The organism is Streptococcus sp. 517s (assembly GCF_054445985.1).
In genome coordinates this window covers 434476-456019 of the sequence record NZ_CM136847.1, presented here as the reverse complement: position 1 = coordinate 456019, position 21544 = coordinate 434476, and the positions used below count along the sequence as shown (strand labels likewise).

At 42.6% G+C, this 21544-nt stretch carries 26 protein-coding genes; 10 read left to right on the top strand and 16 right to left on the bottom strand.

What is annotated here, in order from left to right:
- Positions 1-66 precede the first annotated feature (66 nt).
- From secA to nrdR, 9 genes are all read right to left on the bottom strand, one after another.
- Positions 67-2580: a preprotein translocase subunit SecA gene (gene secA, locus ACVX3R_RS02550; RefSeq protein ID WP_458795339.1), complete on the bottom strand. Its 2514-nt coding sequence runs from the start codon at positions 2578-2580 to the stop codon at positions 67-69.
- Between the two features lie 142 nt (positions 2581-2722).
- Positions 2723-3013 (bottom strand): hypothetical protein, encoded by a 291-nt coding sequence (locus tag ACVX3R_RS02545; protein ID WP_458795338.1) that lies wholly within the window; start codon positions 3011-3013, stop codon positions 2723-2725.
- 132 nt (positions 3014-3145) lie between these two features.
- Entirely contained in the window at positions 3146-3742 is a 597-nt protein-coding gene (locus ACVX3R_RS02540) for a LemA family protein (RefSeq protein ID WP_000812473.1), read from the bottom strand.
- A 160-nt stretch (positions 3743-3902) separates the two neighbouring features.
- Entirely contained in the window at positions 3903-4754 is an 852-nt protein-coding gene (locus tag ACVX3R_RS02535; protein ID WP_458795337.1) for a TPM domain-containing protein, read from the bottom strand.
- 227 nt (positions 4755-4981) lie between these two features.
- On the bottom strand, positions 4982-6292 hold the full coding sequence (gene der / locus ACVX3R_RS02530; RefSeq protein ID WP_084853278.1) for a ribosome biogenesis GTPase Der: 1311 nt from the start codon (positions 6290-6292) through the stop codon (positions 4982-4984).
- A gap of 13 nt (positions 6293-6305) precedes the next feature.
- A complete protein-coding gene (locus ACVX3R_RS02525; RefSeq protein ID WP_458795336.1) occupies positions 6306-7019 on the bottom strand; it encodes an NADPH-dependent oxidoreductase in 714 nt (237 codons plus the stop codon).
- Positions 7016-7912, bottom strand: coding sequence for a primosomal protein DnaI (gene dnaI / locus ACVX3R_RS02520; RefSeq protein WP_458795335.1), 897 nt, complete (start codon positions 7910-7912; stop codon positions 7016-7018). Before dnaI ends, ACVX3R_RS02525 begins: the two co-directional genes overlap by 4 nt.
- Entirely contained in the window at positions 7913-9076 is a 1164-nt protein-coding gene (locus tag ACVX3R_RS02515) for a DnaD domain protein (RefSeq protein WP_458795334.1), read from the bottom strand. It abuts the gene before it with no gap.
- Positions 9077-9550 (bottom strand): transcriptional regulator NrdR, encoded by a 474-nt coding sequence (gene nrdR / locus ACVX3R_RS02510; RefSeq protein ID WP_001203676.1) that lies wholly within the window; start codon positions 9548-9550, stop codon positions 9077-9079. It lies immediately after the preceding gene.
- A 140-nt stretch (positions 9551-9690) separates the two neighbouring features.
- Here nrdR and ACVX3R_RS02505 point away from each other — a divergent pair, with 140 nt between their 5' ends.
- The 3 genes from ACVX3R_RS02505 to ACVX3R_RS02495 are packed head-to-tail and all read left to right on the top strand — an operon-like array spanning position 9691 to position 11500.
- The gene (locus ACVX3R_RS02505; RefSeq protein WP_049537140.1) at positions 9691-10056 is read left to right on the top strand and encodes a GntR family transcriptional regulator; all 366 of its coding nucleotides are present in this window, start codon (positions 9691-9693) and stop codon (positions 10054-10056) included.
- 4 nt (positions 10057-10060) lie between these two features.
- Positions 10061-10756 (top strand): ABC transporter ATP-binding protein, encoded by a 696-nt coding sequence (locus ACVX3R_RS02500; protein ID WP_458795333.1) that lies wholly within the window; start codon positions 10061-10063, stop codon positions 10754-10756.
- Between the two features lie 15 nt (positions 10757-10771).
- The gene (locus ACVX3R_RS02495; RefSeq protein WP_458795332.1) at positions 10772-11500 is read left to right on the top strand and encodes a hypothetical protein; all 729 of its coding nucleotides are present in this window, start codon (positions 10772-10774) and stop codon (positions 11498-11500) included.
- Positions 11501-11531: 31 nt separating this feature from the next.
- Here ACVX3R_RS02495 and ACVX3R_RS02490 read toward each other — a convergent pair whose 3' ends face one another.
- Positions 11532-12227 carry an LrgB family protein gene (locus tag ACVX3R_RS02490; protein ID WP_458795331.1) on the bottom strand — a complete coding sequence of 232 codons (696 nt, stop codon included), beginning with the start codon at positions 12225-12227 and terminating at the stop codon, positions 11532-11534.
- Complete coding sequence (locus ACVX3R_RS02485; protein WP_458795330.1) at positions 12224-12598, bottom strand: CidA/LrgA family protein; 375 nt, start codon at positions 12596-12598, stop codon at positions 12224-12226. The genes ACVX3R_RS02490 and ACVX3R_RS02485 overlap by 4 nt, the downstream gene beginning before the upstream one ends.
- Positions 12599-12794: 196 nt before the next feature.
- On the opposite strand from ACVX3R_RS02485, the gene ACVX3R_RS02480 reads away from it, so the two are divergent.
- The 7 genes from ACVX3R_RS02480 to queF all read left to right on the top strand — a co-directional run bounded on the left by ACVX3R_RS02480 (position 12795) and on the right by queF (position 16341).
- Positions 12795-13175: a MarR family winged helix-turn-helix transcriptional regulator gene (locus ACVX3R_RS02480; RefSeq protein WP_458795329.1), complete on the top strand. Its 381-nt coding sequence runs from the start codon at positions 12795-12797 to the stop codon at positions 13173-13175.
- Between the two features lie 97 nt (positions 13176-13272).
- The gene (locus ACVX3R_RS02475; RefSeq protein ID WP_270748330.1) at positions 13273-13494 is read left to right on the top strand and encodes a DUF4649 family protein; all 222 of its coding nucleotides are present in this window, start codon (positions 13273-13275) and stop codon (positions 13492-13494) included.
- A gap of 15 nt (positions 13495-13509) precedes the next feature.
- Positions 13510-13824 carry a thioredoxin gene (gene trxA, locus ACVX3R_RS02470; protein WP_001029581.1) on the top strand — a complete coding sequence of 105 codons (315 nt, stop codon included), beginning with the start codon at positions 13510-13512 and terminating at the stop codon, positions 13822-13824.
- A 202-nt stretch (positions 13825-14026) separates the two neighbouring features.
- Positions 14027-14680, top strand: coding sequence for a 7-cyano-7-deazaguanine synthase QueC (queC, locus tag ACVX3R_RS02465; RefSeq protein WP_458795328.1), 654 nt, complete (start codon positions 14027-14029; stop codon positions 14678-14680).
- The gene (gene queD, locus ACVX3R_RS02460; RefSeq protein WP_000464575.1) at positions 14680-15123 is read left to right on the top strand and encodes a 6-carboxytetrahydropterin synthase QueD; all 444 of its coding nucleotides are present in this window, start codon (positions 14680-14682) and stop codon (positions 15121-15123) included. Before queC ends, queD begins: the two co-directional genes overlap by 1 nt.
- Positions 15116-15832: a 7-carboxy-7-deazaguanine synthase QueE gene (queE, locus tag ACVX3R_RS02455; RefSeq protein ID WP_458795327.1), complete on the top strand. Its 717-nt coding sequence runs from the start codon at positions 15116-15118 to the stop codon at positions 15830-15832. Before queD ends, queE begins: the two co-directional genes overlap by 8 nt.
- Positions 15833-15849: 17 nt before the next feature.
- On the top strand, positions 15850-16341 hold the full coding sequence (queF, locus tag ACVX3R_RS02450; RefSeq protein WP_000082582.1) for a preQ(1) synthase: 492 nt from the start codon (positions 15850-15852) through the stop codon (positions 16339-16341).
- Between the two features lie 208 nt (positions 16342-16549).
- On the opposite strand, the gene ACVX3R_RS02445 is transcribed toward queF, so the two are convergent.
- The 5 genes from ACVX3R_RS02445 to ACVX3R_RS02425 all read right to left on the bottom strand — a co-directional run bounded on the left by ACVX3R_RS02445 (position 16550) and on the right by ACVX3R_RS02425 (position 21544).
- Entirely contained in the window at positions 16550-17218 is a 669-nt protein-coding gene (locus ACVX3R_RS02445; protein ID WP_458795326.1) for an MIP/aquaporin family protein, read from the bottom strand.
- 111 nt (positions 17219-17329) lie between these two features.
- Positions 17330-18121 (bottom strand): DUF2785 domain-containing protein, encoded by a 792-nt coding sequence (locus tag ACVX3R_RS02440; RefSeq protein ID WP_458795325.1) that lies wholly within the window; start codon positions 18119-18121, stop codon positions 17330-17332.
- Positions 18122-18182: 61 nt separating this feature from the next.
- Positions 18183-18965: a deoxyribonuclease gene (locus ACVX3R_RS02435; protein ID WP_458795324.1), complete on the bottom strand. Its 783-nt coding sequence runs from the start codon at positions 18963-18965 to the stop codon at positions 18183-18185.
- A gap of 28 nt (positions 18966-18993) precedes the next feature.
- Complete coding sequence (pepF, locus tag ACVX3R_RS02430) at positions 18994-20790, bottom strand: oligoendopeptidase F (protein WP_458795323.1); 1797 nt, start codon at positions 20788-20790, stop codon at positions 18994-18996.
- A gap of 10 nt (positions 20791-20800) precedes the next feature.
- On the bottom strand, positions 20801-21544 hold the full coding sequence (locus tag ACVX3R_RS02425; RefSeq protein ID WP_458795322.1) for a 16S rRNA (uracil(1498)-N(3))-methyltransferase: 744 nt from the start codon (positions 21542-21544) through the stop codon (positions 20801-20803).

Below are 21544 nucleotides of genomic sequence, written 5' to 3'. Positions count from 1 at the left end.
ATAAAGCAAACGGACACCAAGCAAAAATGTATTTTCACCAGGTATCCGCCTGTATCTTATCTCATATTATTGTCTCTTACCATGACAGTTCTTGAATTTCTTACCAGATCCACATGGGCATTGGTCATTTCGTCCGATTTGGCTCAAGTCCACATCTGCTGGAAGATGAGTCTGCTGTGCTGCAATGTTACGAGTCGCAGTTGTACTGATATTGTGTTCAGTTTGAGGACGTTCTTGTTCGTGGATTTGTGCTTTCATCATCAAGCGGGTCACATCGAATTCAATTGATCCAATCATGTCGTTAAACATGCGGAAACCTTCTGCTTGATATTCTACAACCGGGTTGTTTTGAGCATAACCACGAAGGCCAACAGCATTTCGCAACTGGTCAAGGGCATCGATATGGTCAGTCCACTTGTTGTCTACAACACGTAGGATCAAGACCTTCTGGAACTCTTTCACTGCCTCTTCATCACGAAGTTTGGCAACTTGGCTATCATAAACCTTCAATGCACGTTGATAAAGCTCATCTTTGATAGCTTGGTCTGATAGACCTGCAAGATCTGAACGACTGATTGAATCTTCTGGAAGCAAGTTATACTTAGCAAAGTTCAAGATTGCTTCCAATTTTTCATCTTCTTTCGAACGAGCATGTGCATCTACGATTCGGCCAATGGTACGACGGATCATGGCATGGATTTCTGGTGCCAAGTCACGATCTGCAGTAATGACATCATAACGTTGTGCATAGATGATTTCACGTTGTTCACGCATAACATCATCGTATTGAAGGACTTGTTTACGAGTATCGTAGTTGTTTCCTTCGACACGTTTTTGAGCTGCTTCAACTTGACGCGTTAACATGCGAGATTCGATGGCTTCATCAGACATGTTAAGACGTTCAAAGACACCTTTCAAACGTTCTGAACCGAAACGTTTCATCAAATCATCTTCAAGAGACAAGTAGAATTGTGACTCACCTGGGTCTCCTTGACGCCCTGAACGTCCACGAAGCTGATTATCAATACGGCGACTTTCATGGCGTTCTGTACCAATGACACAAAGTCCACCAAGTTCACGAACCCCTTCACCCAGCTTGATGTCGGTACCACGACCGGCCATGTTGGTTGCGATAGTAACTGCACCACGCTGACCAGCGTTCATGATGATTTGCGCTTCTCTGTAGTGGTTCTTCGCATTCAAGACTTCGTGAGGAACACCTGCCTCTACCAGTTTTTTAGAAAGAAAGTCACTCGTTTCAACTGCAACTGTACCTACCAAGACCGGCTGACCTTTTTGGTGACGAGCTTTTACATCTTCAACTACAGCCTTAAACTTCGCATCAAGACTGGCATAGAGAAGGTCTGAGTGGTCGATACGTTGGATTGGACGGTTGGTTGGGATTGGGATAACACGAATGTTGTAAATTTCGCGGAATTCTTCTTCTTCTGTTTTACCAGTACCTGTCATACCTGCCAATTTCTTATACATACGGAAGAGGTTTTGGTAGGTGATAGAAGCTGAAGTCTTGGTCTCATCTTGGATTGGCACACCTTCTTTTGCTTCAATCGCTTGGTGCAAACCGTCAGAGTAACGACGACCTTCCATGGTACGACCTGTAAATTGGTCAACGATCAAGATTTCTTGCTCTTCACTAACTACATAGTCGATATCGAGAATCATGATATAGTTGGCACGGAGGGCATTGTCGATAAAGTGGGTAAGAGCCACATTTTCGACATCATAGAGATTCTCCAGTTTGAAATAGCTCTCAGCCTTGTCAATCCCAGAATCAGACAAACCAATCGTCTTAGACTGAATGTCAATAATATAGTCATCCTTGTCCAAAGACTTCACAAAGTGATCCGCCATGTGGTAGAGTTGGCTAGTCTCAACTGCATTGGCACCTGAAACGATCAAAGGAGTACGGGCTTCGTCGATCAAGATTGAGTCAACCTCATCGACCAAGGCATAGTTAAGCGGACGCTGTACCATGTTTTCTGCACGAACGACCATATTGTCACGAAGGTAGTCGAAACCAATCTCTGAGTTGGTTGAGTAGGTAATATCACAGAGGTACGCTTCTTTTTTCTCCATTGGAGATTTGGCTGCTAAGTTGATCCCTACTGACAGACCGAGCCATGAGTACAATTCACCCATCTCAGTCGCGTCACGTTCTGTCAGGTATTCGTTGACAGTAACTACGTGAACCCCTTTACCTGCAAGGGCATTGAGATACACTGGCATGGTCGCCGTCAAGGTTTTCCCTTCACCAGTACGCATCTCTGGAACGTCACCATGGTGAAGAACAATCCCACCCATGACCTGAACTTTATAAGGGAAAAGTCCAAGGACACGTTTTGCTGCTTCACGGACTACCGCAAAAGCCTCATATAACAGTGAATCAAGTGATTCTCCCTTATTGTAGCGTTCTTTAAATTCGTCAGTTTTTGCTTTTAGTTCTTCGTCCGACATTGCGGCCATTTGGCTCTCATAGTTAAGAACCTTATCAGCCATCTTTTCTAGACGACGAAGTTCCCCTTTATCATTTTCGATAATTGTTTTTAAAATATTAGCCATGATTTTCCTTACTTTAGATTCTGAATATTTTAGAATGTTCTTTTAATTTTAGCATATTTACCATTATTTTTCAAGAAAGAATCCTTGTTTCACAAGGGGAAAAAAGGACTAGAAGCCAGTCTAGTCCATCATTTTTTAATGTTTAATTTCCCAAGAATGCAGGTAATATCCCAAAATACCAAAAGAGATTAATCCAGAAGGCCAAGCAAAAGATGATGCCAAAGACGAGAAGACTGATTTTTTTAATCAATACGGAGTATAGGATGGATAAAACACCAAAAACCACAAAGAGTTTTTTCATAACGAAATAATACACTGAAACTCCTCCTATTTGCCAATCCCAAGGAAGAAAAAACATGAGGAACCAGAGAAAGCAAATCGTAAGGATATATCTCTTGTAGTGCACTTCAAGAAAGGCTTTTGTTTTCTCCATAGCAAACCTCCATTTCAGTCACTGTCTCTTCCCTTTTATTATACCAAAAAAACCTGGAAAAAGCTTTCCAGGTTCGGGTTTGAAATCACTAGTCATGCTAGAGAAATCCCTTTATTCATAGGCTGATTCACTTTATTGACTTGATGAAGAGGTTCCAAAATCGACCTTAGGAACTGTCTTGGCTTCTTCTGTTTCTTTAAAAGTTTCAGCTTCTTTAAAGTTCATCATATTCGCAAAAAGCACGGTTGGAAAACTTCTCAACTTTTGATTGTACTCGGCTGCGACTTTATTATAATCCTTGCGTGCTACAAAGATACGATTTTCACTGCCTGAAAGTTCGACCATTAGTTGCTCAACATTTTGATTGCTCTTGAGTTCTGGATAATTCTCCGTCAAGGAAATCAAGCGGGAAAGAGCAGAGCTCAACTCTCCCTGAGCCTTTTGATTTTCTTCCGAAGTTACTGAGCTACTACCGATTTTAGCTCTAGCATCAGCAATCTTGGTAAAGACTTCGGTTTCATGATTCATTTGTCCTTTAACGGACTCCACCAAGTTACCAATCAAGTCCGAACGACGTTGGAGGGCTGTCGAGACATCAGCCTGAGCCTGCTCCACTTTAGTCTGTTCACCAACCAGACCATTATAGGTCGTCACTGCGGAACAACTTCCCAGAACTAGTAGTCCAAAGAAAATCGCCACTATTGAGAGAATTACTTTATTTTGTTTCATATCAAAACCTTAACACTTTCTTTTATCAACTTTTCTGAGAAAATACTCAGATTTTAAATCAATTTCCCAAACTTTGTTTTTATTTTTAATTAAGGAGTGAACTCTTGCAAAGGAGTCACCTTACTGTATAGAGAAATCGGTGTGAGCAATATATGATCACTCACCAGTCATCAGACGACCCGCCACCATCGAAGCCACCGCCGTCCCAGCCTCCAGATGAATCAGAGCCCGAGTCAGACCAAGAGGATCCTGAATCTGATGAGTCACCGCCCCACCAGCCACCACCAGAATCATCGCCATGTGAACCGCCACCACGACCTCCAGATATAAATCCGATAATCATCACGATGAAGTAAATGAGAATTCCAAATCCGATAACTCCGTCACTCGAACTGCTTTTTCGATGCCGTCTCGAAGAACTGCTCTCACCAGCATACCTTTCAAGTTCCCTTAAGCGACTAGAGTTGGTAGTATAGCCGTAGCTACTTTTAGAACTTGAAGCAGTCGTACTCGATCCACTATAGAACATGTAGTTGAGATTATTGACTATTGAGAGAACACCCTTGTTATAGTCACCATTTTTAAAGTAAGGGCGTGCTGTTGTCAAGAACCTGTGAGTCTGATAGTCAGTGATTTTACTGGCCACATTATTACTGGTTTCAATCCGTGATTTTCTATCTTGGACTGCTATGACGACCAAGGCACCATTGTTATCTCCCGAGTAGCCAATCTTCCAAGCTCTAGCTGTTTCATTGGCTACAGTCTCGATTGTTTCTCCATCTAGGCTTTTCACAACGTAAACACCCATCTGGAATTTTTCTGATTTTTTACTATTGACATTATTCAATTCCCGAATCTGACTTATAGTCTCATCCGTTAAATAATGATCCGGGTCATAGATCCCGTACTCAGGTTTTTCAGGTGCTGTGAATGCTGACAAGAAGAGAAAGACCATCAGCAACCCAAGCAAGCGAACCAACAAACTATGTTTAAATAATCTGCTTCTTTTCATAATAACCTCCCTGATAAAGGAAAATTGATTTAAGGAATTATAGCATTTTGATTTTTACAAAGAAAGTGCATTTTCATTACAAATAGATTACAAAAGCTAGGAAAATGATTGAAATTTGATGACAGATTCTCCTCCAATTTGATAGGTTCTTTTCTCCCCTTTTAGATAGAAAAAAGAAGACTATGAAGTCTTCTTTCAATTTATTTTTATAGGAAAACAAGCAAGACTTATTTGCGTTTTCTCGCAATCAAGTGAATCGGTGTTCCCTCAAAGACGAAGGCCTTGCGGATTTGATTTTCCAAGAAACGCAGGTAAGAGAAGTGCATGAGTTCTTCTTCGTTGACAAAGATGACAAAGGTTGGTGGCTTGGTTGCCACTTGGGTTGCGTAGAAAATCTTGAGGCGTTTTCCTTTGTCTGTCGGTGTTGGATTGATAGCAATGGCATCCATAATCACATCGTTCAAGACTGCTGATGGGATACGGGTGTTTTGACTCTCGCTAATTTGCTTGATCATCTCAGGCAGTTTATGGAGACGTTGCTTGGTAAGAGCTGAAACAAAGACAATCGGCGCATAAGGCAGATACTGGAATTGCTCACGGATATCCTCTTCCCATTTTTTCATGGTGTGGTTGTCTTTCTCAAGGGTATCCCACTTATTGACCACGATGATCATCCCTTTACCTGCTTCGTGGGCAAAACCTGCGATACGCTTGTCGTACTCACGGATACCTTCTTCGGCATTAAGGACCATCAAGACCACGTCAGAACGATCAATGGCACGCATAGCTCGCATGACAGAATATTTCTCCGTATTTTCATAGACTTTACCAGACTTACGCATACCAGCTGTATCAATCATGGTAAACTCTTGTCCATCCGTATCTGTAAAATGGGTATCAATGGCGTCACGCGTTGTTCCAGCTACTGGACTAGCAATCACGCGGTCTTCTCCCAAAATAGCGTTGATCAAACTGGATTTTCCTACGTTAGGACGGCCAATCAAGCTAAATTTAATGACATCTGGATTTTCTTCTTCGACTTCATGTGGTAGATTTTCCACGATGGCATCGAGCACATCACCTGTTCCAATACCGTGTACAGACGAGATTGGCAGAGGTTCACCCAAGCCCAGAGCATAGAAATCATAGATGTCGTTTCGCATTTCAGGATTGTCAACCTTGTTAACGGCAAGGATAACAGGTTTATGTGTTTTATAAAGTTTACGGGCTACGTACTCATCTGCATCCGTGATTCCTTCTTTCCCAGACACCACAAAGACGATGACATCAGCTTCTTCCATAGCAATTTCTGCTTGGTGCTTGATTTGCTCCATGAAGGGAGCGTCGACGTCGTCAATCCCTCCCGTATCAATCATACTAAAGGAACGATTGAGCCACTCACCCGTTGCATAGATACGGTCACGTGTCACACCCTCGACATCTTCTACGATTGAGATTCGCTCACCAGCGATCCGATTAAATAGGGTCGATTTCCCAACATTGGGACGTCCCACAATGGCAATAGTTGGTAAGGCCATGTTTTCTCACTTTCTACAATAACTTTTTCTGTTCTAGATTTTTTTGGGTTGAACTAGGTTCGGCTTGACCAAACTGCTCTGCTAAACGCTGACTCCAAGAGGTCGTCGCACGCGCACCAGCATAGTCTGCCTGTACTTTGTCATAGTCCAAAATCGCCGCTACTGGCTGTTCTTGGTATTCTTCTTCAAATACCACTTGGTTCAAAGGCAGTCTTGGTTTTACCTCATGTTGTTGATTTGGCACGCCAAGGGCAATCCCAAAAACAGGGTAGGTATAGTCAGGCAGGTTAAAAAGCGCTGCCACTTCTTCCGACTTGTAACGGACCAAACCGATGATAACACCACCATATCCCAGACTCTCAGCCGCAAGCAAGGTGTTTTGACCAGCAAGAGCCGCGTCCACAGACGTGATAAGGAGACCTTCTACCCCTTGAGGTTGGAAACTGTCCGTGTGAAGTCTTGCTCCCTTTTCCGCTCGATTCAAGTCACCGACAAAAAGCAAAAAGGCTGCTGACTGGCGAATGGCTTCCTGAGGAACCAGTTCATATAGGGCATCTTTCTTCTCTTGACTGCGCACAAGAATCACAGAGTAGGATTGGAAATTTTTCCAGGACGACGCCATTTGTCCAGCAGTCAAAATCTCTTCCAAGTCTGCCTGAGGAATCTCTTGCTCCTTAAAGCGACGAACCGAAGTATGAGCTTTCATCAGTTTAATGGTTTCTGTCATCGGCGATTTTCTCCTTCTAGTCTTGTCTCCTCAGCCAAATAACGGATTCGTTCCATGACCCGTCTAGCTTCCCAAGTCTCGTCATTTCCATTCTTTCCTTTGGCAAAATGTTTTTCCAAATCTTGGAAATCAAAGTTGGATGTAAAGAAGGTCGGCAAATCTTCCTGCATGCGGTACTGAAGAATGACTTGGAGAATCTCATCACGCACCCAAGGAGTCGACTGCTCTGCACCAATATCATCCAAGACCAGAACTTCTGCTAACTTGATGTCATCCACCAAGGTCTTCACAGATCCTTCACCGATGGCATTTTTCACATCAATGACAAAACTTGGATAGTGGAGAATCGTCGTTGATGCCCCACGCTTTTCAGATAGGTCGTGAGCTAAGGCCGCCATCATGAAACTCTTACCAACACCAAAATCTCCGTAAAGATAGAGGCCTTTTCGAATGCTTGGGTAAAGATCAACAAAGGAATAGAGTCTCTCAAAAATCGGCAACCGTCCTAGATCATCCAGGTCAATCTGAGCCAACTTCGCTTTCTTGAGACTGGCTGGTAGATTGATCAATTTGAGACGATTCTTAATTGCAGCCTCTTTTTCTGCCGCGATTAGTTCTGGTGTTTCTTCATAAGACACATCCGCATATCCGTGATTCATAACCAAGATAGGCTTATAGCCACGCGCTATATAGTCCGCATCCCCACGAAGAAACTTATCCCGTTCTGTGATATATTGGTTGAACTTGGAGATGCTGCGATTTAACTCCTCTCGGCTGAGGGATTCTTTCTGGATAAAAGCCGCTACATCGGGGTCCTTCATGATCTGCTGGACCAAGTCCTGATACTGAAAACGACTTGTCTGACGTTTGATTACATCACCAATACTTTCCATCTAGTCTCCTCCTTCTTCTAATCGGGCTAACATTTCTTGTTTTTTGCGTTCTAGTTCCAGACGAGTTTCCTCACTGGTTTGATTCTTGTATTCTGGATTACTCCACTTAGGAACATTTGTCTTAGTCGAGCTAGTTTTCGATTTCTGGCCTTCTTGCCCTTTTTTCTGACGCTCTCGAATCCGAAGCACAGCTTCTTCTGCTGTTCGAATTTTTTGATAAGCATAGTCATTGGCAACCTTCATGGCATATTTTTCATTGACATTTGCCGAATCAACCTTGTTAAAGGTTAGAAGCAAGACGATATTGATGACTTCGTCCAACAAGCCTAAAGACGCCATCTGATGAAGGAGTTCTCGCTCGCTCTGGGTGATGTTTCCCTTACGCGTTTGCTTGATTTCGGCTAAAAATTCCAGGGGAGTTTTATTTTTGGCTTCCCTGATAATGGTCATTTCTTTGGGGCTAAAGTCAGAAGATGCTGGCTTTTGCGCAATCTTTTCACGCATGCGTTTGACTGAAATAACCTGAGCCACCGCTGTCGCCTTGGCTAATTGATAGATTTCAAACCAGGTCCATTTCTTTTCATCTGCGATGGCAAACAATTCCAAAACATCTGCTTGCTCGTTTTCAAAACGCAGACCATCTCGAGCCATCAAGCGCTGAAAATGTTCCAAATCAAAATCATTTTTCACCCTGTTTTTTGACTCGATTGGTATCACTTCTTCAGTCAGGTTTGGAAAAACTTGGCTCAAAGAAACCGAGAGTGCTTCTCCCTCACTTGGAGCTTGCTTCATGGAAGCAAGCGCAGTATCCCCAATCTTTCTCTCCAATAATCTGCTATAGACAGAATGACTTAGAAATTCCTGACTGGAGAGGGGAGGATGAAGCTGTAATTCATAGGTTTCTCCCCTTTGATAAAGGGTCAACAAATCCAAAGCAGATAAAATTTTAAAGGATTGGAGCAAGGTCGGCATGCCGAAGTTTAAGTGGTTAAGGATATGGGAAAAGAGATGCTCCTTTTGCCCTCCATCCCAAAAGGTAATGGCATATAGATAGAGGCTCAGTGCCTCCTGACCGATAATCGGGAGGTAGCACTGCACCAGAGAAGATGTATCTTGCGACACCCGATTATTCTTTAGAAAAGAAAAACGGTCATTTGGTTTCATCTATTTTTCCTTTTTCTTCTTAGAGGACTGAGTGATCTGCTGGAGAAGGCTCTCCAACTCACTCACATCCTTAAAGCTACGGTAAACACTGGCAAAACGAACATAGGTAATCTCATCCAGCTCTGCCAATTCTTCCATGACTAAGGACCCAATATATTCACTTTGGATCTCATTCTCACTGCGACTACGGAGTTTTTGTTCGATGCGATTGACCACCATGCCGATCTCGTCACTTGAAACAGGGCGTTTCTGGGCTGAGCGGATAATCCCATTAAAGATTTTATCTCTCGAAAACTGCTCACGTGTACCGTCTTTTTTGACGACGACCAGCGTTCTTTCTTCTACTCGTTCATAGGTTGTAAAACGATGCTGACACTCGTCGCACTCACGTCTTCGACGGATGGTATTTCCTTCTTCGGCTTGTCGACTATCAACAACACTAGACTTGGTAGCCCCACATTTTGGACAACGCATGCATTTCCCTCCTTGTCGTTTTCTTTTCATTATACCATTTTTTGAGCAATTCCCAAAACAATTCTTATTTTTACTTGACAAGTTTTTTGTTTTATTGTATTATTTAATTAGAACAATAAAGATAAAGAAAGGAGACTATGATGTCCTGGTCATTTGATAATACAAAACCCATTTATTTACAGATTATGGAAAAAATCAAACTACAGATTGTTTCCCATGAACTGGAACCCAACCAACAGCTCCCTACTGTGAGAGATTTGGCGAGCGAGGCTGGTGTCAATCCCAATACCATTCAGCGCGCCTTGTCTGACCTTGAACGTGAAGGATTCGTTTATAGCAAACGAACAACTGGTCGTTTTGTCACCGAGGATTTGGACCTCATCGTTCAGTCCCGCAAACAACTTTCCGAGGAGCAACTGCAACACTTCGTCTCTTGCATGCTTCAATTTGGCTACAAAAAAGAAGAACTGCCAAATGTATTAAGCGACTATATTAAAGGAGTTTAAGACTATGACACTACTAGCACTTGAAAATGTATCAAAATCATATGGAGCAACTGCGGCACTTGACAATATCTCACTAGAGATTTCAGCTGGAAAAATTGTCGGGCTCCTTGGACCAAATGGATCCGGAAAAACAACCTTGATCAAACTGATCAATGGCCTCCTTCAGCCAGACAAAGGACGTGTTCTCATTAACGAACAGGATCCAAGTCCTGCTACCAAGGCGATCGTATCCTATCTACCAGATACGACTTATCTCAATGAACAGATGAAGGTCAAGGAAGCCCTGACTTACTTTAAAACCTTCTATCAGGATTTCAATCTTGAAAGAGCCCAACACCTTTTAGCCGATCTCGGTATTGATGAAAACAGTCGCCTAAAGAAACTATCAAAAGGGAACAAGGAAAAGGTCCAACTCATCCTGGTTATGAGCCGTGAAGCCCGCCTATACGTTCTGGACGAACCAATCGGAGGCGTGGATCCAGCTGCCCGTGATTATATCCTCAATACCATCATCAATAACTACTCCCCAACCTCTACGGTACTGATTTCAACCCACTTGATTTCAGATATTGAGCCAATCTTGGATGAGATCATCTTCCTCAAAGACGGAAAAGTCGTCCGCCAAGGAAATGTTGATGATATTCGTTACGAGTCAGGTGAATCAATTGACCAGCTCTTCCGCCAGGAATTTAAAGCCTAAGCAAAGGAGATTATTATGTTTTGGAATCTAGTTCGTTATGAATTTAAAAATGTCAATAAATGGTATCTGGCACTCTACGGTGCTGTACTTGCAATTTCAGTTTTGATTGGAGCTTTTATTAGCAGTCTTAGCCAGAGTTACAATCCTAACAATGCTGCTTATTTCATCTTCTTTTTAGTACTAGTCTTTGGAGGACTCAGCGTCACTCTTTGGATTGCAACAATCTTTTTAATCATCCGAAGATTCAAGGGGAGTGTTTATGACCGCCAAGGGTACTTGACCTTGACCTTGCCTGTCTCTGAGCACCAAATCATCATCGCAAAACTTTTAGGTGGTCTTGTCTGGTCCATCTTAAGCTATATCGTCTTTATCTTGAGTGTATTGATTATCTTCTTCTTAACACCAATAGAAAAAGACTTCACTGCCCTCTATAACTTCATTTCCCCTTACCTCAGCTACGGCTGGCTGTATGCCCTATCACTATTTGTCGGGTCAATCACATGGATTTTATCTATTTACCTCTCCATCTCTATCGGACAACTCTTTAACGAATATCGAACAGCTATGGGAATTTTAGCCTATATCGTCATTGCCATCGTCATTGGTTATGTTTCTCTCTTCTTAAGAGTTGACAATGACTTTAACGTGATGGCTGGTACAGAAATCTTGCGCGATCTCTTTTTATCAGCTATCTACTATCTCGGAACCTACTACATCTTGAAAAACAAGGTTAATTTGCAATAAAAAATGCCCAGCTAGAAAGCTGGGTTTTTCTTTAACTCAAGATCAAACTGGCTACGATGGGGCTGACAAATACGTAGAGTATACCGGTGACACCGATAGCCAAGCCACCCATGGCTCCTGCTACAGAACCGTATCGAAAGGCTGTTCCCGTTCCGACTGCGTGACCTGTTCCTCCAAGCGAAAGCCCAACTGCTACTGGATCATCAATTTTCAACCACTTCAAAAGGGTTGGTCCGATAACACTGGTTAAGATCCCAGTGGCTACTACTACGACCAAGGTTACAGTTGTTAAACCTTGCAATTTTTCTGTAATCCCCACTGCCATGGCGGTTGTCACTGACTTGGGAAAGAGAGAAATGGCTAGGAAAAAGTCCATGCCAAATATTTTCGCTACTATGGCAGTGAAACAAGTATTGACAACTACTGCTAACAGACTACCAAAGAGAATACTCCGAGCATGATGCTTCATCAGGTGAAAACTCTTATAAAGCGGAATCCCTAAAGCCACGGTCGATGGGACAATCAAGTTGTTCAGATAAACCCCACCTTGGTAATAATCTTGATAAGAAATACCCGTCGCCTTAAGGAAAATAATGATAAAAATAGCTGACAAAAGCAGGGGCGTTGTCAATGGATGGGGAAAACGTCTGTAAATCAAGATCCCCACTAGATAAGCTAAGATAGATAATGCAATCCCAAATAGAGGATTGGATACAAATTCGCTCATTTGGCATCTCCTCTCTCATAATCTCCCTCAAATCGTCTCTTGATAAACTGAACCACTAGAGCGATGAGGATAATGTTGATGACAGCCGCAAAAAAGACAATCAAGACGATGGGTAAAAGATAAGGGGCAATCACATCAAACTTTTCCATGATACCCACTGCTGGCGGCAAAAAGAGAATGGTCATATTGGCCAGCAAGAAATTTCCGACCATGTTGACATGCCTGGTCCTTAGCCACTTGAACTGCAGGGCTAGAAAGAGAATAATCAAACCGATAATACTGCCTGGGATGGGCAGATGAAAGAAACTGGAGATTCCCTCACCGATTAGAGAAATCATAAAGAGAATCATTAATTGAACATATAATTTCATCCTAAACTCCATGAAATAAACTTCTTGCATACCAGTTTACTCTTTTTTCAGAAAATTTCAAGGAAATATTGAAATTCTTCTTTCTTGCAAGGATTAGTTAAAAGTAGTATAATCATTGCATGCGCAATCATCTTGTGTTATAAAGATAATCAGTAATGATTTTGTGATTTTTACTTTGAAAAGAAAGGAGAAAGCAATGACCTACTTAGAAAAATGGTTTGACTACAATCGCCGTCAAAAAGAAATGGAAGCCTTGTTGGAAGAAACTATTGCTCAGCAGAGTGAACAAAGGCTGAACTTGAAAGAGTTTTACCTGCTCTACTATCTGAATCTAACCCAAGAAAAATCTCTACGACAAATTGACCTGCCAGATAAGCTCCATCTCAGCTCAAGCGCTATTTCTCGAATGGTGGCTAGATTAGAAGAGAAAAACTGCGGTTTGCTTAGTCGCAGATGTTGCGATCAGGATAGACGGGCCAGTTTTATCTGTCTGACTGACGAGGGACAAACAACCCTGGCTTATCTACAAAAGGCCGTCGAAGAAAGATTGGAAACCAGTCTTGATTTCTTGCCTTAATGAGTATTTTTAAAAAAGTTGCGTGCGCAATCATTTTTCTTGACATTCCTCTTTTCAAGGAGTACAATAAAGTCAAGATTGAACAAAGGAGTTTAATATGATTGAAATTACCTATCTAGACACCAGCAAACAAGAGAGAACCATGACGTTCGAGTCTTACGAAGACTTTGAACGTTCTCAACAAGCTTGCCTTATCGGTATCGCAGACTATTACCCAGTTCAAAAATTGACCTATAACGGTCATGATTTGGACTACCATGGGACTTACGGAGATGTCTTCTTCTATCTCATGAAACAAGATTTAAGCCAATATAACTAAAAAAGGAGAAATACAATGGCAAAAGCAATTACAGATGCAACATTTGAACAAGAAACAAAAGACGGTTTGGTCTTGGTAGACTTCTGGGCAACTTGGTGTGGCCCATGTCGTATGCAAGGTCCAATCTTGGACAAATTGTCTGAAGAACTTTCAGAAGATGTCTTGAAAATCGTTAAAATGGACGTTGATGAAAATCCAAACACAGCTCGTGCTTTTGGAATCATGTCTATCCCAACTCTTCTCTTCAAAAAAGACGGCCAAGTGGTTAAACAGGTTGCAGGTGTTCATACTGCAGAACAAATCAAGGCCATCGTTGCTGAATTGAGCTAATCAAACGAGAGACCAAGTACTTTATTTGGTCTCTTTTTTCTTGCCCTTTGCCATTTTTCAAAAAATATGCTAGACTGTAGGTAGAATATTACGATGTTTGGGACATGCCATCGCTAAAAAAAACCTCTACTTGGTATTTTTTAGCTCCCCTCAAGGGAGCTTTTTGCGTGCTCTGAACATTTCCCATTTTGGAAGGAGTACTATGAAACGTCAATCAGCCTTGGTCGTCTTTAGTGGCGGTCAAGATTCCACAACCTGCCTCTTTTGGGCCAAAAAACACTATGAAACAGTCGAAGCTGTCACCTTTGCCTACGGCCAACGCCATCATCTCGAAATTCAAGTTGCTGAAGAAATCGCTAAGGAACAAGGCGTTCGTCATCACATCTTAGATATGTCTCTGCTGGGACAAATCACTGAAAATGCCTTGACCTCTGATATGGAAATCGAGCAAAAAGAAGGAGAGGTTCCCAATACTTTTGTTGATGGTCGCAACCACCTCTTTCTATCCTTTGCAGCAGTTCTTGCCAAGCAACGAGGCATTAAAGACATCGTGACAGGTGTCTGCGAAACAGATTTCTCAGGCTACCCTGACTGCCGGGATGTCTTTGTCAAATCCCTTAATGTTACTCTCAACCTTGCCATGGATTACGACTTCGTTATCCAAACACCTCTCATGTGGCTAGATAAGGCTGAAACATGGGAATTAGCCGACCAACTCGGTGCCTTTGACTATGTTCGTGAAAAGACCTTGACCTGCTACAATGGGATTATCGGAAGTGGCTGCGGTGATTGTCCAGCCTGTCACCTGCGCCAGCATGGACTAGATGTTTATCTCTCACAGAAAGGAGAGGGCTAATGTTTTTTGCACCCAAAGAAATCAAACAGGAGACTGGGGAGTCTCTTGTCTACAATCCTCACAGAACCTTAGTTTCAAAAGAGTTTACCTTCGATGCTGCCCACCACCTCTTTCACTATGAGGGAAAATGCAAATCCCTGCACGGCCACACTTATCATCTGCAGATTGCTGTCAGTGGATTTTTAGATGAACGGGGCATGACCTACGATTTCGGAGATATCAAAGCGATCTACAAGAACTACTTAGAACCCCACTTGGATCATCGATATCTCAATGAAACCCTGCCTTATATGAACACGACTGCTGAAAATATGGTTTACTGGATTTTCCAAACCATGAGTCAAGAGTTGCCGGACGAGCGCGGTCTCCGTTTGGAATACGTTCGCCTCTATGAGACTCCGACTGCCTTTGCAGAGTTTAGACGGGAGTGGTTAGATGACTAAGGAACGTGTCCTCAAACTACCGGTTCTTGAAATTTTCGGGCCAACCTTTCAAGGTGAAGGTCGTGCTATCGGACAGAAAACCATGTTTGTCCGCACTGCTGGTTGTGACTACCACTGCGACTGGTGCGACTCTGCCTTTACTTGGGATGGTTCTGAAAAACCCACTCGTATGACAGCTGACGAGGTCATTGCTGCCTTGGATAAACTAGGAAGCTACGATTACGTTACCCTGTCTGGGGGAAATCCTGCTATCCTAGCAGCCAACATGGCTGAACTGGTCACTAAGCTCAAGGAACGTGGTGTCACTCTGGCTGTTGAGACCCAAGGCTCCCGCTGGCAAAATTGGTTAAAAGATATTGACCAGGTCACTCTGAGTCCCAAACCTCCTTCATCCAAGATGGAAGTCAACTTCGAAACCTTAGACTTTATCGTTTCCCAACTAGATCCAGACAAGGTCACCTTTAAAATCCCTGTCTTTGACGATGCCGATTTGGCCTTTGCTAAAGGGATTCAAAAGCGCTACCAACCAGATGTCCTCTTCTTATCAGCAGGAAATCCTGAGCCCAAGGCTACAGGCAATATTGTCCAAAACCAATTGGACCGCCTCAAAGAACTTTGGGAACATGTCGCCGCTGATGATAGCTGGGGCAATGTCCGCGTCCTTCCTCAACTTCATACCCTCCTCTACGACAACCAACGTGGTGTTTAAATTAGAAAGAAAAAATCATGTCACAACAAGAAGAAATGAAAAACCTAAGCCTACTGGGCAACAAAGAAACCAACTACATTTTTGACTATCAACCAGAAGTCCTCGAATCTTTTGACAATCGTCATGTGGAAAATGACTATTTCATCAAATTCAACTGCCCTGAATTTACCTCGCTATGCCCAATCACTGCTCAGCCAGACTTTGCAACCATTTATATTTCCTACATTCCTGACAAGCTCTGTGTCGAGTCAAAATCCCTCAAACTCTACCTCTTTAGCTACCGAAATCATGGAGATTTTCACGAAAACTGTATCAACACCATCGGGAAAGACTTGGTCAACTTGCTAGACCCTCGCTATTTAGAAGTCTGGGGAAAATTTACTCCGCGTGGCGGCATCTCAATTGACCCTTACTACAACTACGGTAGACCTGGAACCAAGTATGAAGGCCTGGCAGAACAACGCCTCTTCCAACATGACCTCTATCCAGAGAAAATTGACAACCGCTAATACTCTTCGAAAATCTCTTCAAACCGCGTCAACGTCGCCTTGCCGTAGGTATGTTACTGACTTCGTCAGTTCTATCCACAACCTCAAATCAGTGTTTTGAGCAGCCTATGGCCAGTTTCCTAGTTTGCTCTTTGGTCTTCATTGAGTATAAACAGATACGAAAAAGCCCTGTCCCTCAAGATGAGGAGCAAGGCTTTTTGAGTTTCAATTATTCTTCTGTTCCAAGGAAGTTTTTCGCAACAAGGGCTGCAAGAACGCCACCAACGATTGGGGCAAGGATGAAAATCCATACTTGTTGAAGGGCTGCGCCACCTACCAAGACAGCAGGAGCCAAGCTACGAGCTGGGTTTACTGAAAGTCCAGTGATGTTCAAGCCCACAAGGATCATGGCCATCAAGGACAAACCGATGACCAAACCAGCAATCGCACCATTACCTTTGCTTGCTGAAGTGACAGTCATGATAACCAAGACAAACAAGAAAGTTGCGATAACTTCAAACAAGAAACCTCCAAAGACAGTGACACCGTTTGCCAAGGCATTTTCTCCAAGACTAGCAGTTGACATACCTGAATTAGTCAAGAGGAAGAACACAGATCCAGATGCAAGGAAAGCACCAACTACTTGTCCAAGGATATAGTTGACAAGGTCTTTTGATGACAAGCGTTTGTTTACAAACATAGCGATTGAAACAGCTGGGTTCAAGTGAGCACCTGAAACAGTTCCGATTGAGAAAGCTGCTACCACAATTGCCAAACCAAATGCCAAAGCAATTCCAAGGTGTCCAAGACCTTCAACACCATTCCCAAAAACAACAGCTCCTGTTCCGATAAACACAAGCATGAACGTACCGATTAATTCAGCAACAAATTTTTTCATGATAAGTCTCCTTTTTTTCAAAACTATGTACCAGTCTATCAAAAGAAGGAAAGGGTTTCAAGAAAATTGACTGGAAAGTTTTTTGAAAATCATAAAATGACCAGTTAATCTCTAGTATTGAAAAGATTGAATAGCTTCTTTTAACTCATCTTGTAAAAGTTTATGACAGTCTAGTTGAAGGTAAATTTCCAGCAAACAAGATCTGAAATTGGAAAATTTATGGAAATCATTTACTTCTTTCAAGGGAAATTCGACTGTTTGCAGCCAAGCAGTGAGGAGAGAAGGTTCGATTTTCCCTCGTAAGATTGGTTGATAAAACGCTCTGGCTAACCGCCAATCTTCATCATTTGTAAAACGAATCTCAACATGTTTAAAGATTTTCCCAATGATTTCAAATGCTTCGGCTATATCTGACTTTGTAAAGCTAGGATGGCATATAACTTCCGTCAAGAGATCAGCCCCATGCGCAAATGCGTGAACCCAACCATACTGACTTGAAAAACCTGTCGTATCCTTTTCTTTTTTTAGGTAATACAAACCTTGAGACAGCATAGCATTTCTTATATCAGCTTTTAAACCTTTATAGAAAAGAGAGTGCTCGTTTCCATCTGCAGACAAAAGATTGGCATAAATAAGTGCCCTAAAAGAACGTTTAAGAGCCGAAACTCCTCTACTATCAATCTCTTTGTATAGACCTTCATCAGAGGAGACCTCTTCTGAGATAAACTGAAACTGCTCAAGGGAAAACAACTCTTCTTGAATCCCTCTAGCCAAACTCGTAAAAACAAGTTCGTCTCGAATTTCTGGAGAGGGATCTCCCAAATGCTCGAGCAACCACTGAATTTCTTCTCGACTATAGCTTGGTTTTTCTTCTGTCACTTTTCTTTGTAATTCTTTACGCATCTCAAGTACCTCTACATTTCTAGCAACTGTTCAAAAAACCAGCCCAAGATAACTTTCTGTCTTATTCTTTTTTAGATGGACGTTTTCCTGCTGCAATCGCATCTGCTTCTGTCATCTCAACAACGTTGGCTTTATTCGTTTTTGAAGGCATTCTATCCTTACTATACCAATAAACTTTTGATTTCCCATGGTCTGCAACATAGACAATTCTATCTTGCTGTTGAGCTTTGGTTTCAGCTTCACGCGCAGCTCTTTTTTCTTCCTCCTTTTGAGAAATTAATGACTCAACTGCACCTATTCTATCAAGCAACTCTGTCTTTTTATCATTATTTTCAATCTGATTAACTGTCTCTTTAGCAGACTTCACTTGACTCGCATCTTGACTGTCTTCCAATTGTTTGACTAAGGTTTCACCTTTTTCTTGCAACTCCTTTGCAGCTTTTTCTTTGGCAATTCTCTCTTCTTCTACTTTTTCTTTAGCTTTTTTCTCTTCTTCGATTCGTTTTGCTTCCTCTATACTAGATGAAGTATCTGTGGTTGAAGCTGTCGAAGTAGTAGATGTCGCAGTCTGCTTAGTTTCTGACTGAGAAGATGAAATTTTCTTTGTGACTGTCGGAGTTTGAAGAGCAACTGCAACAAAACTGACAATGAAAAGCCCTATCATTAGATTTCTTTTTCGAATATCTGGCGATTTCTTTACAAAATACCAAATACCAACTCCGCTCAAAACAAGATAGAGAGTAGGCAAAGCAATCAATAAAATGATTCCCAACAAAACTAGACCAATTTTGATAAAATGCATTCTTTTGGGATCTTGCTCTAGCCATTCTTTGATTCTATTCATATTATTCTCCTAAAAATCTGTCCAATCTTTACTCTCCCAACTCAGCACTGTAGGCGATAATCTGGTCAACTGTGTCTGACAAGAATTGAATGGTATCACGGAGTGGTTTGTCTGTTGAAATATCAGCACCGATAATCATGGCTGACTCAAGCGGTGTCTTGCTACCACCTGATTTAAGGAGATTGAGCCAGTCTCTAGCTCCAGTTTCTGAATGTTTCAGATGGAGATAGCCAGCTGTCGAGATGACAAGACCAGCAGAGTAAGTGTAACTATACAAGCCCATGTAATAGTGAGCTTGGCGCATCCAAGTCAAGGCCGCATCGTCGTCAATTTCAATAGCATCTCCCCAGAAATCTGTCAAAACTTCCTTCATAATGCTGTTGAGCTTGCTTGCTCCAAAGGTCTCCCCTTCTTCAATCAATGTATAAACCTTACGCTGGAAGGCTGCTTCCAAGAGGTGGGTGATGAAATTATGGAAGTAGGTGTCTGTCAAGCGGTGGGCAAGAGCAAAGCGTTTTTGACGCGGATCGTCAGACTGGTGCTCCAAGTAGTCACTAAGAAGCAATTCATTGAAGGTTGATGGCGCTTCAACATAGTAGGTCGACATATGAGCATTGAAGTAACTTTGGTGATTATCTGAAAAGATAAATTGACCAGAATGCCCGATTTCATGAATCAAGGTATAGACATCGCTCAAACGGCCTGTCCAGCTCATGAGGACATAAGGGTGCACGCGATATGGATCCGCCGCATAACCGCCAGAATCCTTGCCACTATTGGCAGCGAAGTCCACCCAGCGTTCTTCTTGATAGCGCGCAACTTCCTGACAATATTCTTGCCCCAAAGGTTCTACTGACTTCATGACCAAATCATAGGCATCGTCAATAGTCACTTCAGGATTGAGGGCACTGTCCAAGTCTAGCTTCCAGTCTGCAAAAGTCATCTTTTCAAGACCATTAACCTTGGCAACATGCTTGAGATATCTCTGAGCGACTGGCGCAAATTCCTGCATAATGAGGTCAATCTGACGGTCAAACATGGCACGGTCCACTTCTTGCTCAGCTAAAAGATAATCAAAGACTGAATCGTAGCCCTTCATATCTGCCAACAATTTCTCAGACTTAACCTGAGCTAAGTAGGCTGCCGCAGCTGTATTTTGGTGCTTACGAAGTCCTTCAGAAAAGGAACGGAACGATTTCTCACGAACCTCAGCGTCTTCGTGGTTTTGGTAGAAGTTTTCATAGGTCACAAAGCTGTTTTTGTAGGTCTTGCCATGGGCTTCAAAGTCAGCCATTTCAAAGTCCCCAGCTCGCATCTTAGTATAAATGTCCTGTGGACTGTAGAAAACTTCACCCAGATTTGTCAAAGCCTTCTCCACATCAGCCCCTAGATAGTGGGCTTTTTTGATTTTGGCTTGACGAATGGCTGCCGTCAAGTGAGGCAATTCTCCCAAACGGTCCAAGACTTCCTCGTCTGCAGCCACCAAGGCGTCGTCAAAGAAGGTCAAAGCTACACTGGCATCTGTTTCAAATTCCATCCCAGCTTGGGCGATATTAGCAAAATCTTCATTGCTATAGTCTGTCGTCTGAGGCATAAAACCATAATTGCCAATATGACTCATCTGGATATAGATTTGCTCCAATTCCGCAAAGGCCTTCTCGAAATCCTCAAAAGTGTGAAGATTACCTTTGTAATCACGGCTAAATTGGTTGATATCTTCGCGCGTTTTCTCGATTGCACGCAAGAAATCCTCACGGTCTTGGTATAGGGCAGTTAAATCCCAAAGTTCCTTTTCTGGAAATTCTGAACGGTGTTTTTGTTCCATTTTCTTCCTCTTATTTCTCTAATTCTACTAAAACACTAAGAGCTGATAAGGCGTAAAGTGGCGCTGTCTCTGCTCGCAAGATGCGAGGTCCAAGGCCTGCTAAGACGGCTCCTTTAGCTTCAAAACTTTCAATTTCTGCAGGTGAGAGACCACCTTCCGGACCAAAAATAAAGAGTAATTTGGCTCCTTTTTCAAGACCAGAGACTGCTTGGATAAACGCAGCAGTTTCTCCCTCTTTAGCCGACTCTTCATAGGCCACTACGATAGAGTCAAACTGATCCAACTGGGCTAGAAAATCTGCTTTTTTCTCAAAAAGTTTGATACGTGGAACGATATTACGTTTACTTTGTTCTGCTGCTCCAAGGGCGATTTTTTCTAGTTTTTCGACTTTCTTGCCCAATTTCTTGCCATCCCACTTGGCGACCGACCAATCGGCAGGAAAGGCCCAGATTTGACTGGCACCCAGTTCCGTCACTTTTTGAGTGATAAACTCGAGCTTGTCTCCCTTGGGAAAGCCAGATGCGATAGTCACTTGGATTGGCAGTTCGACATTGTCAGCCAATTCTTGGACCAATTCAAACTGACGGGCTTCCACATCCAGCACGCGCGCCAAGCGCTTGATACCATCATCAAAGACCAAGGTCACCTCATCATCTTCTTTCAAGCGCATGACCTGAAACATATGCTTGCTGGTTTCCTTGTCCTCAATAGTGACAGGAGAGACTGCATTGCCCTTGACAAAATACTGCTGCAT

What these genes read in the sequence shown, in the direction of transcription:
- secA (WP_458795339.1), bottom strand. Translation starts at nt 2,580, where the DNA reads ATGGCTAATATTTTAAAAACAATTATCGAAAATGATAAAGGGGAACTT.
- ACVX3R_RS02545 (WP_458795338.1), bottom strand. Translation starts at nt 3,013, where the DNA reads ATGGAGAAAACAAAAGCCTTTCTTGAAGTGCACTACAAGAGATATATC.
- ACVX3R_RS02540 (WP_000812473.1), bottom strand. Translation starts at nt 3,742, where the DNA reads ATGAAACAAAATAAAGTAATTCTCTCAATAGTGGCGATTTTCTTTGGA.
- ACVX3R_RS02535 (WP_458795337.1), bottom strand. Translation starts at nt 4,754, where the DNA reads ATGAAAAGAAGCAGATTATTTAAACATAGTTTGTTGGTTCGCTTGCTT.
- der (WP_084853278.1), bottom strand. Translation starts at nt 6,292, where the DNA reads ATGGCCTTACCAACTATTGCCATTGTGGGACGTCCCAATGTTGGGAAA.
- ACVX3R_RS02525 (WP_458795336.1), bottom strand. Translation starts at nt 7,019, where the DNA reads ATGACAGAAACCATTAAACTGATGAAAGCTCATACTTCGGTTCGTCGC.
- dnaI (WP_458795335.1), bottom strand. Translation starts at nt 7,912, where the DNA reads ATGGAAAGTATTGGTGATGTAATCAAACGTCAGACAAGTCGTTTTCAG.
- ACVX3R_RS02515 (WP_458795334.1), bottom strand. Translation starts at nt 9,076, where the DNA reads ATGAAACCAAATGACCGTTTTTCTTTTCTAAAGAATAATCGGGTGTCG.
- nrdR (WP_001203676.1), bottom strand. Translation starts at nt 9,550, where the DNA reads ATGCGTTGTCCAAAATGTGGGGCTACCAAGTCTAGTGTTGTTGATAGT.
- ACVX3R_RS02505 (WP_049537140.1), top strand. Translation starts at nt 9,691, where the DNA reads ATGTCCTGGTCATTTGATAATACAAAACCCATTTATTTACAGATTATG.
- ACVX3R_RS02500 (WP_458795333.1), top strand. Translation starts at nt 10,061, where the DNA reads ATGACACTACTAGCACTTGAAAATGTATCAAAATCATATGGAGCAACT.
- ACVX3R_RS02495 (WP_458795332.1), top strand. Translation starts at nt 10,772, where the DNA reads ATGTTTTGGAATCTAGTTCGTTATGAATTTAAAAATGTCAATAAATGG.
- ACVX3R_RS02490 (WP_458795331.1), bottom strand. Translation starts at nt 12,227, where the DNA reads ATGAGCGAATTTGTATCCAATCCTCTATTTGGGATTGCATTATCTATC.
- ACVX3R_RS02485 (WP_458795330.1), bottom strand. Translation starts at nt 12,598, where the DNA reads ATGAAATTATATGTTCAATTAATGATTCTCTTTATGATTTCTCTAATC.
- ACVX3R_RS02480 (WP_458795329.1), top strand. Translation starts at nt 12,795, where the DNA reads ATGACCTACTTAGAAAAATGGTTTGACTACAATCGCCGTCAAAAAGAA.
- ACVX3R_RS02475 (WP_270748330.1), top strand. Translation starts at nt 13,273, where the DNA reads ATGATTGAAATTACCTATCTAGACACCAGCAAACAAGAGAGAACCATG.
- trxA (WP_001029581.1), top strand. Translation starts at nt 13,510, where the DNA reads ATGGCAAAAGCAATTACAGATGCAACATTTGAACAAGAAACAAAAGAC.
- queC (WP_458795328.1), top strand. Translation starts at nt 14,027, where the DNA reads ATGAAACGTCAATCAGCCTTGGTCGTCTTTAGTGGCGGTCAAGATTCC.
- queD (WP_000464575.1), top strand. Translation starts at nt 14,680, where the DNA reads ATGTTTTTTGCACCCAAAGAAATCAAACAGGAGACTGGGGAGTCTCTT.
- queE (WP_458795327.1), top strand. Translation starts at nt 15,116, where the DNA reads ATGACTAAGGAACGTGTCCTCAAACTACCGGTTCTTGAAATTTTCGGG.
- queF (WP_000082582.1), top strand. Translation starts at nt 15,850, where the DNA reads ATGTCACAACAAGAAGAAATGAAAAACCTAAGCCTACTGGGCAACAAA.
- ACVX3R_RS02445 (WP_458795326.1), bottom strand. Translation starts at nt 17,218, where the DNA reads ATGAAAAAATTTGTTGCTGAATTAATCGGTACGTTCATGCTTGTGTTT.
- ACVX3R_RS02440 (WP_458795325.1), bottom strand. Translation starts at nt 18,121, where the DNA reads ATGCGTAAAGAATTACAAAGAAAAGTGACAGAAGAAAAACCAAGCTAT.
- ACVX3R_RS02435 (WP_458795324.1), bottom strand. Translation starts at nt 18,965, where the DNA reads ATGAATAGAATCAAAGAATGGCTAGAGCAAGATCCCAAAAGAATGCAT.
- pepF (WP_458795323.1), bottom strand. Translation starts at nt 20,790, where the DNA reads ATGGAACAAAAACACCGTTCAGAATTTCCAGAAAAGGAACTTTGGGAT.
- ACVX3R_RS02425 (WP_458795322.1), bottom strand. Translation starts at nt 21,544, where the DNA reads ATGCAGCAGTATTTTGTCAAGGGCAATGCAGTCTCTCCTGTCACTATT.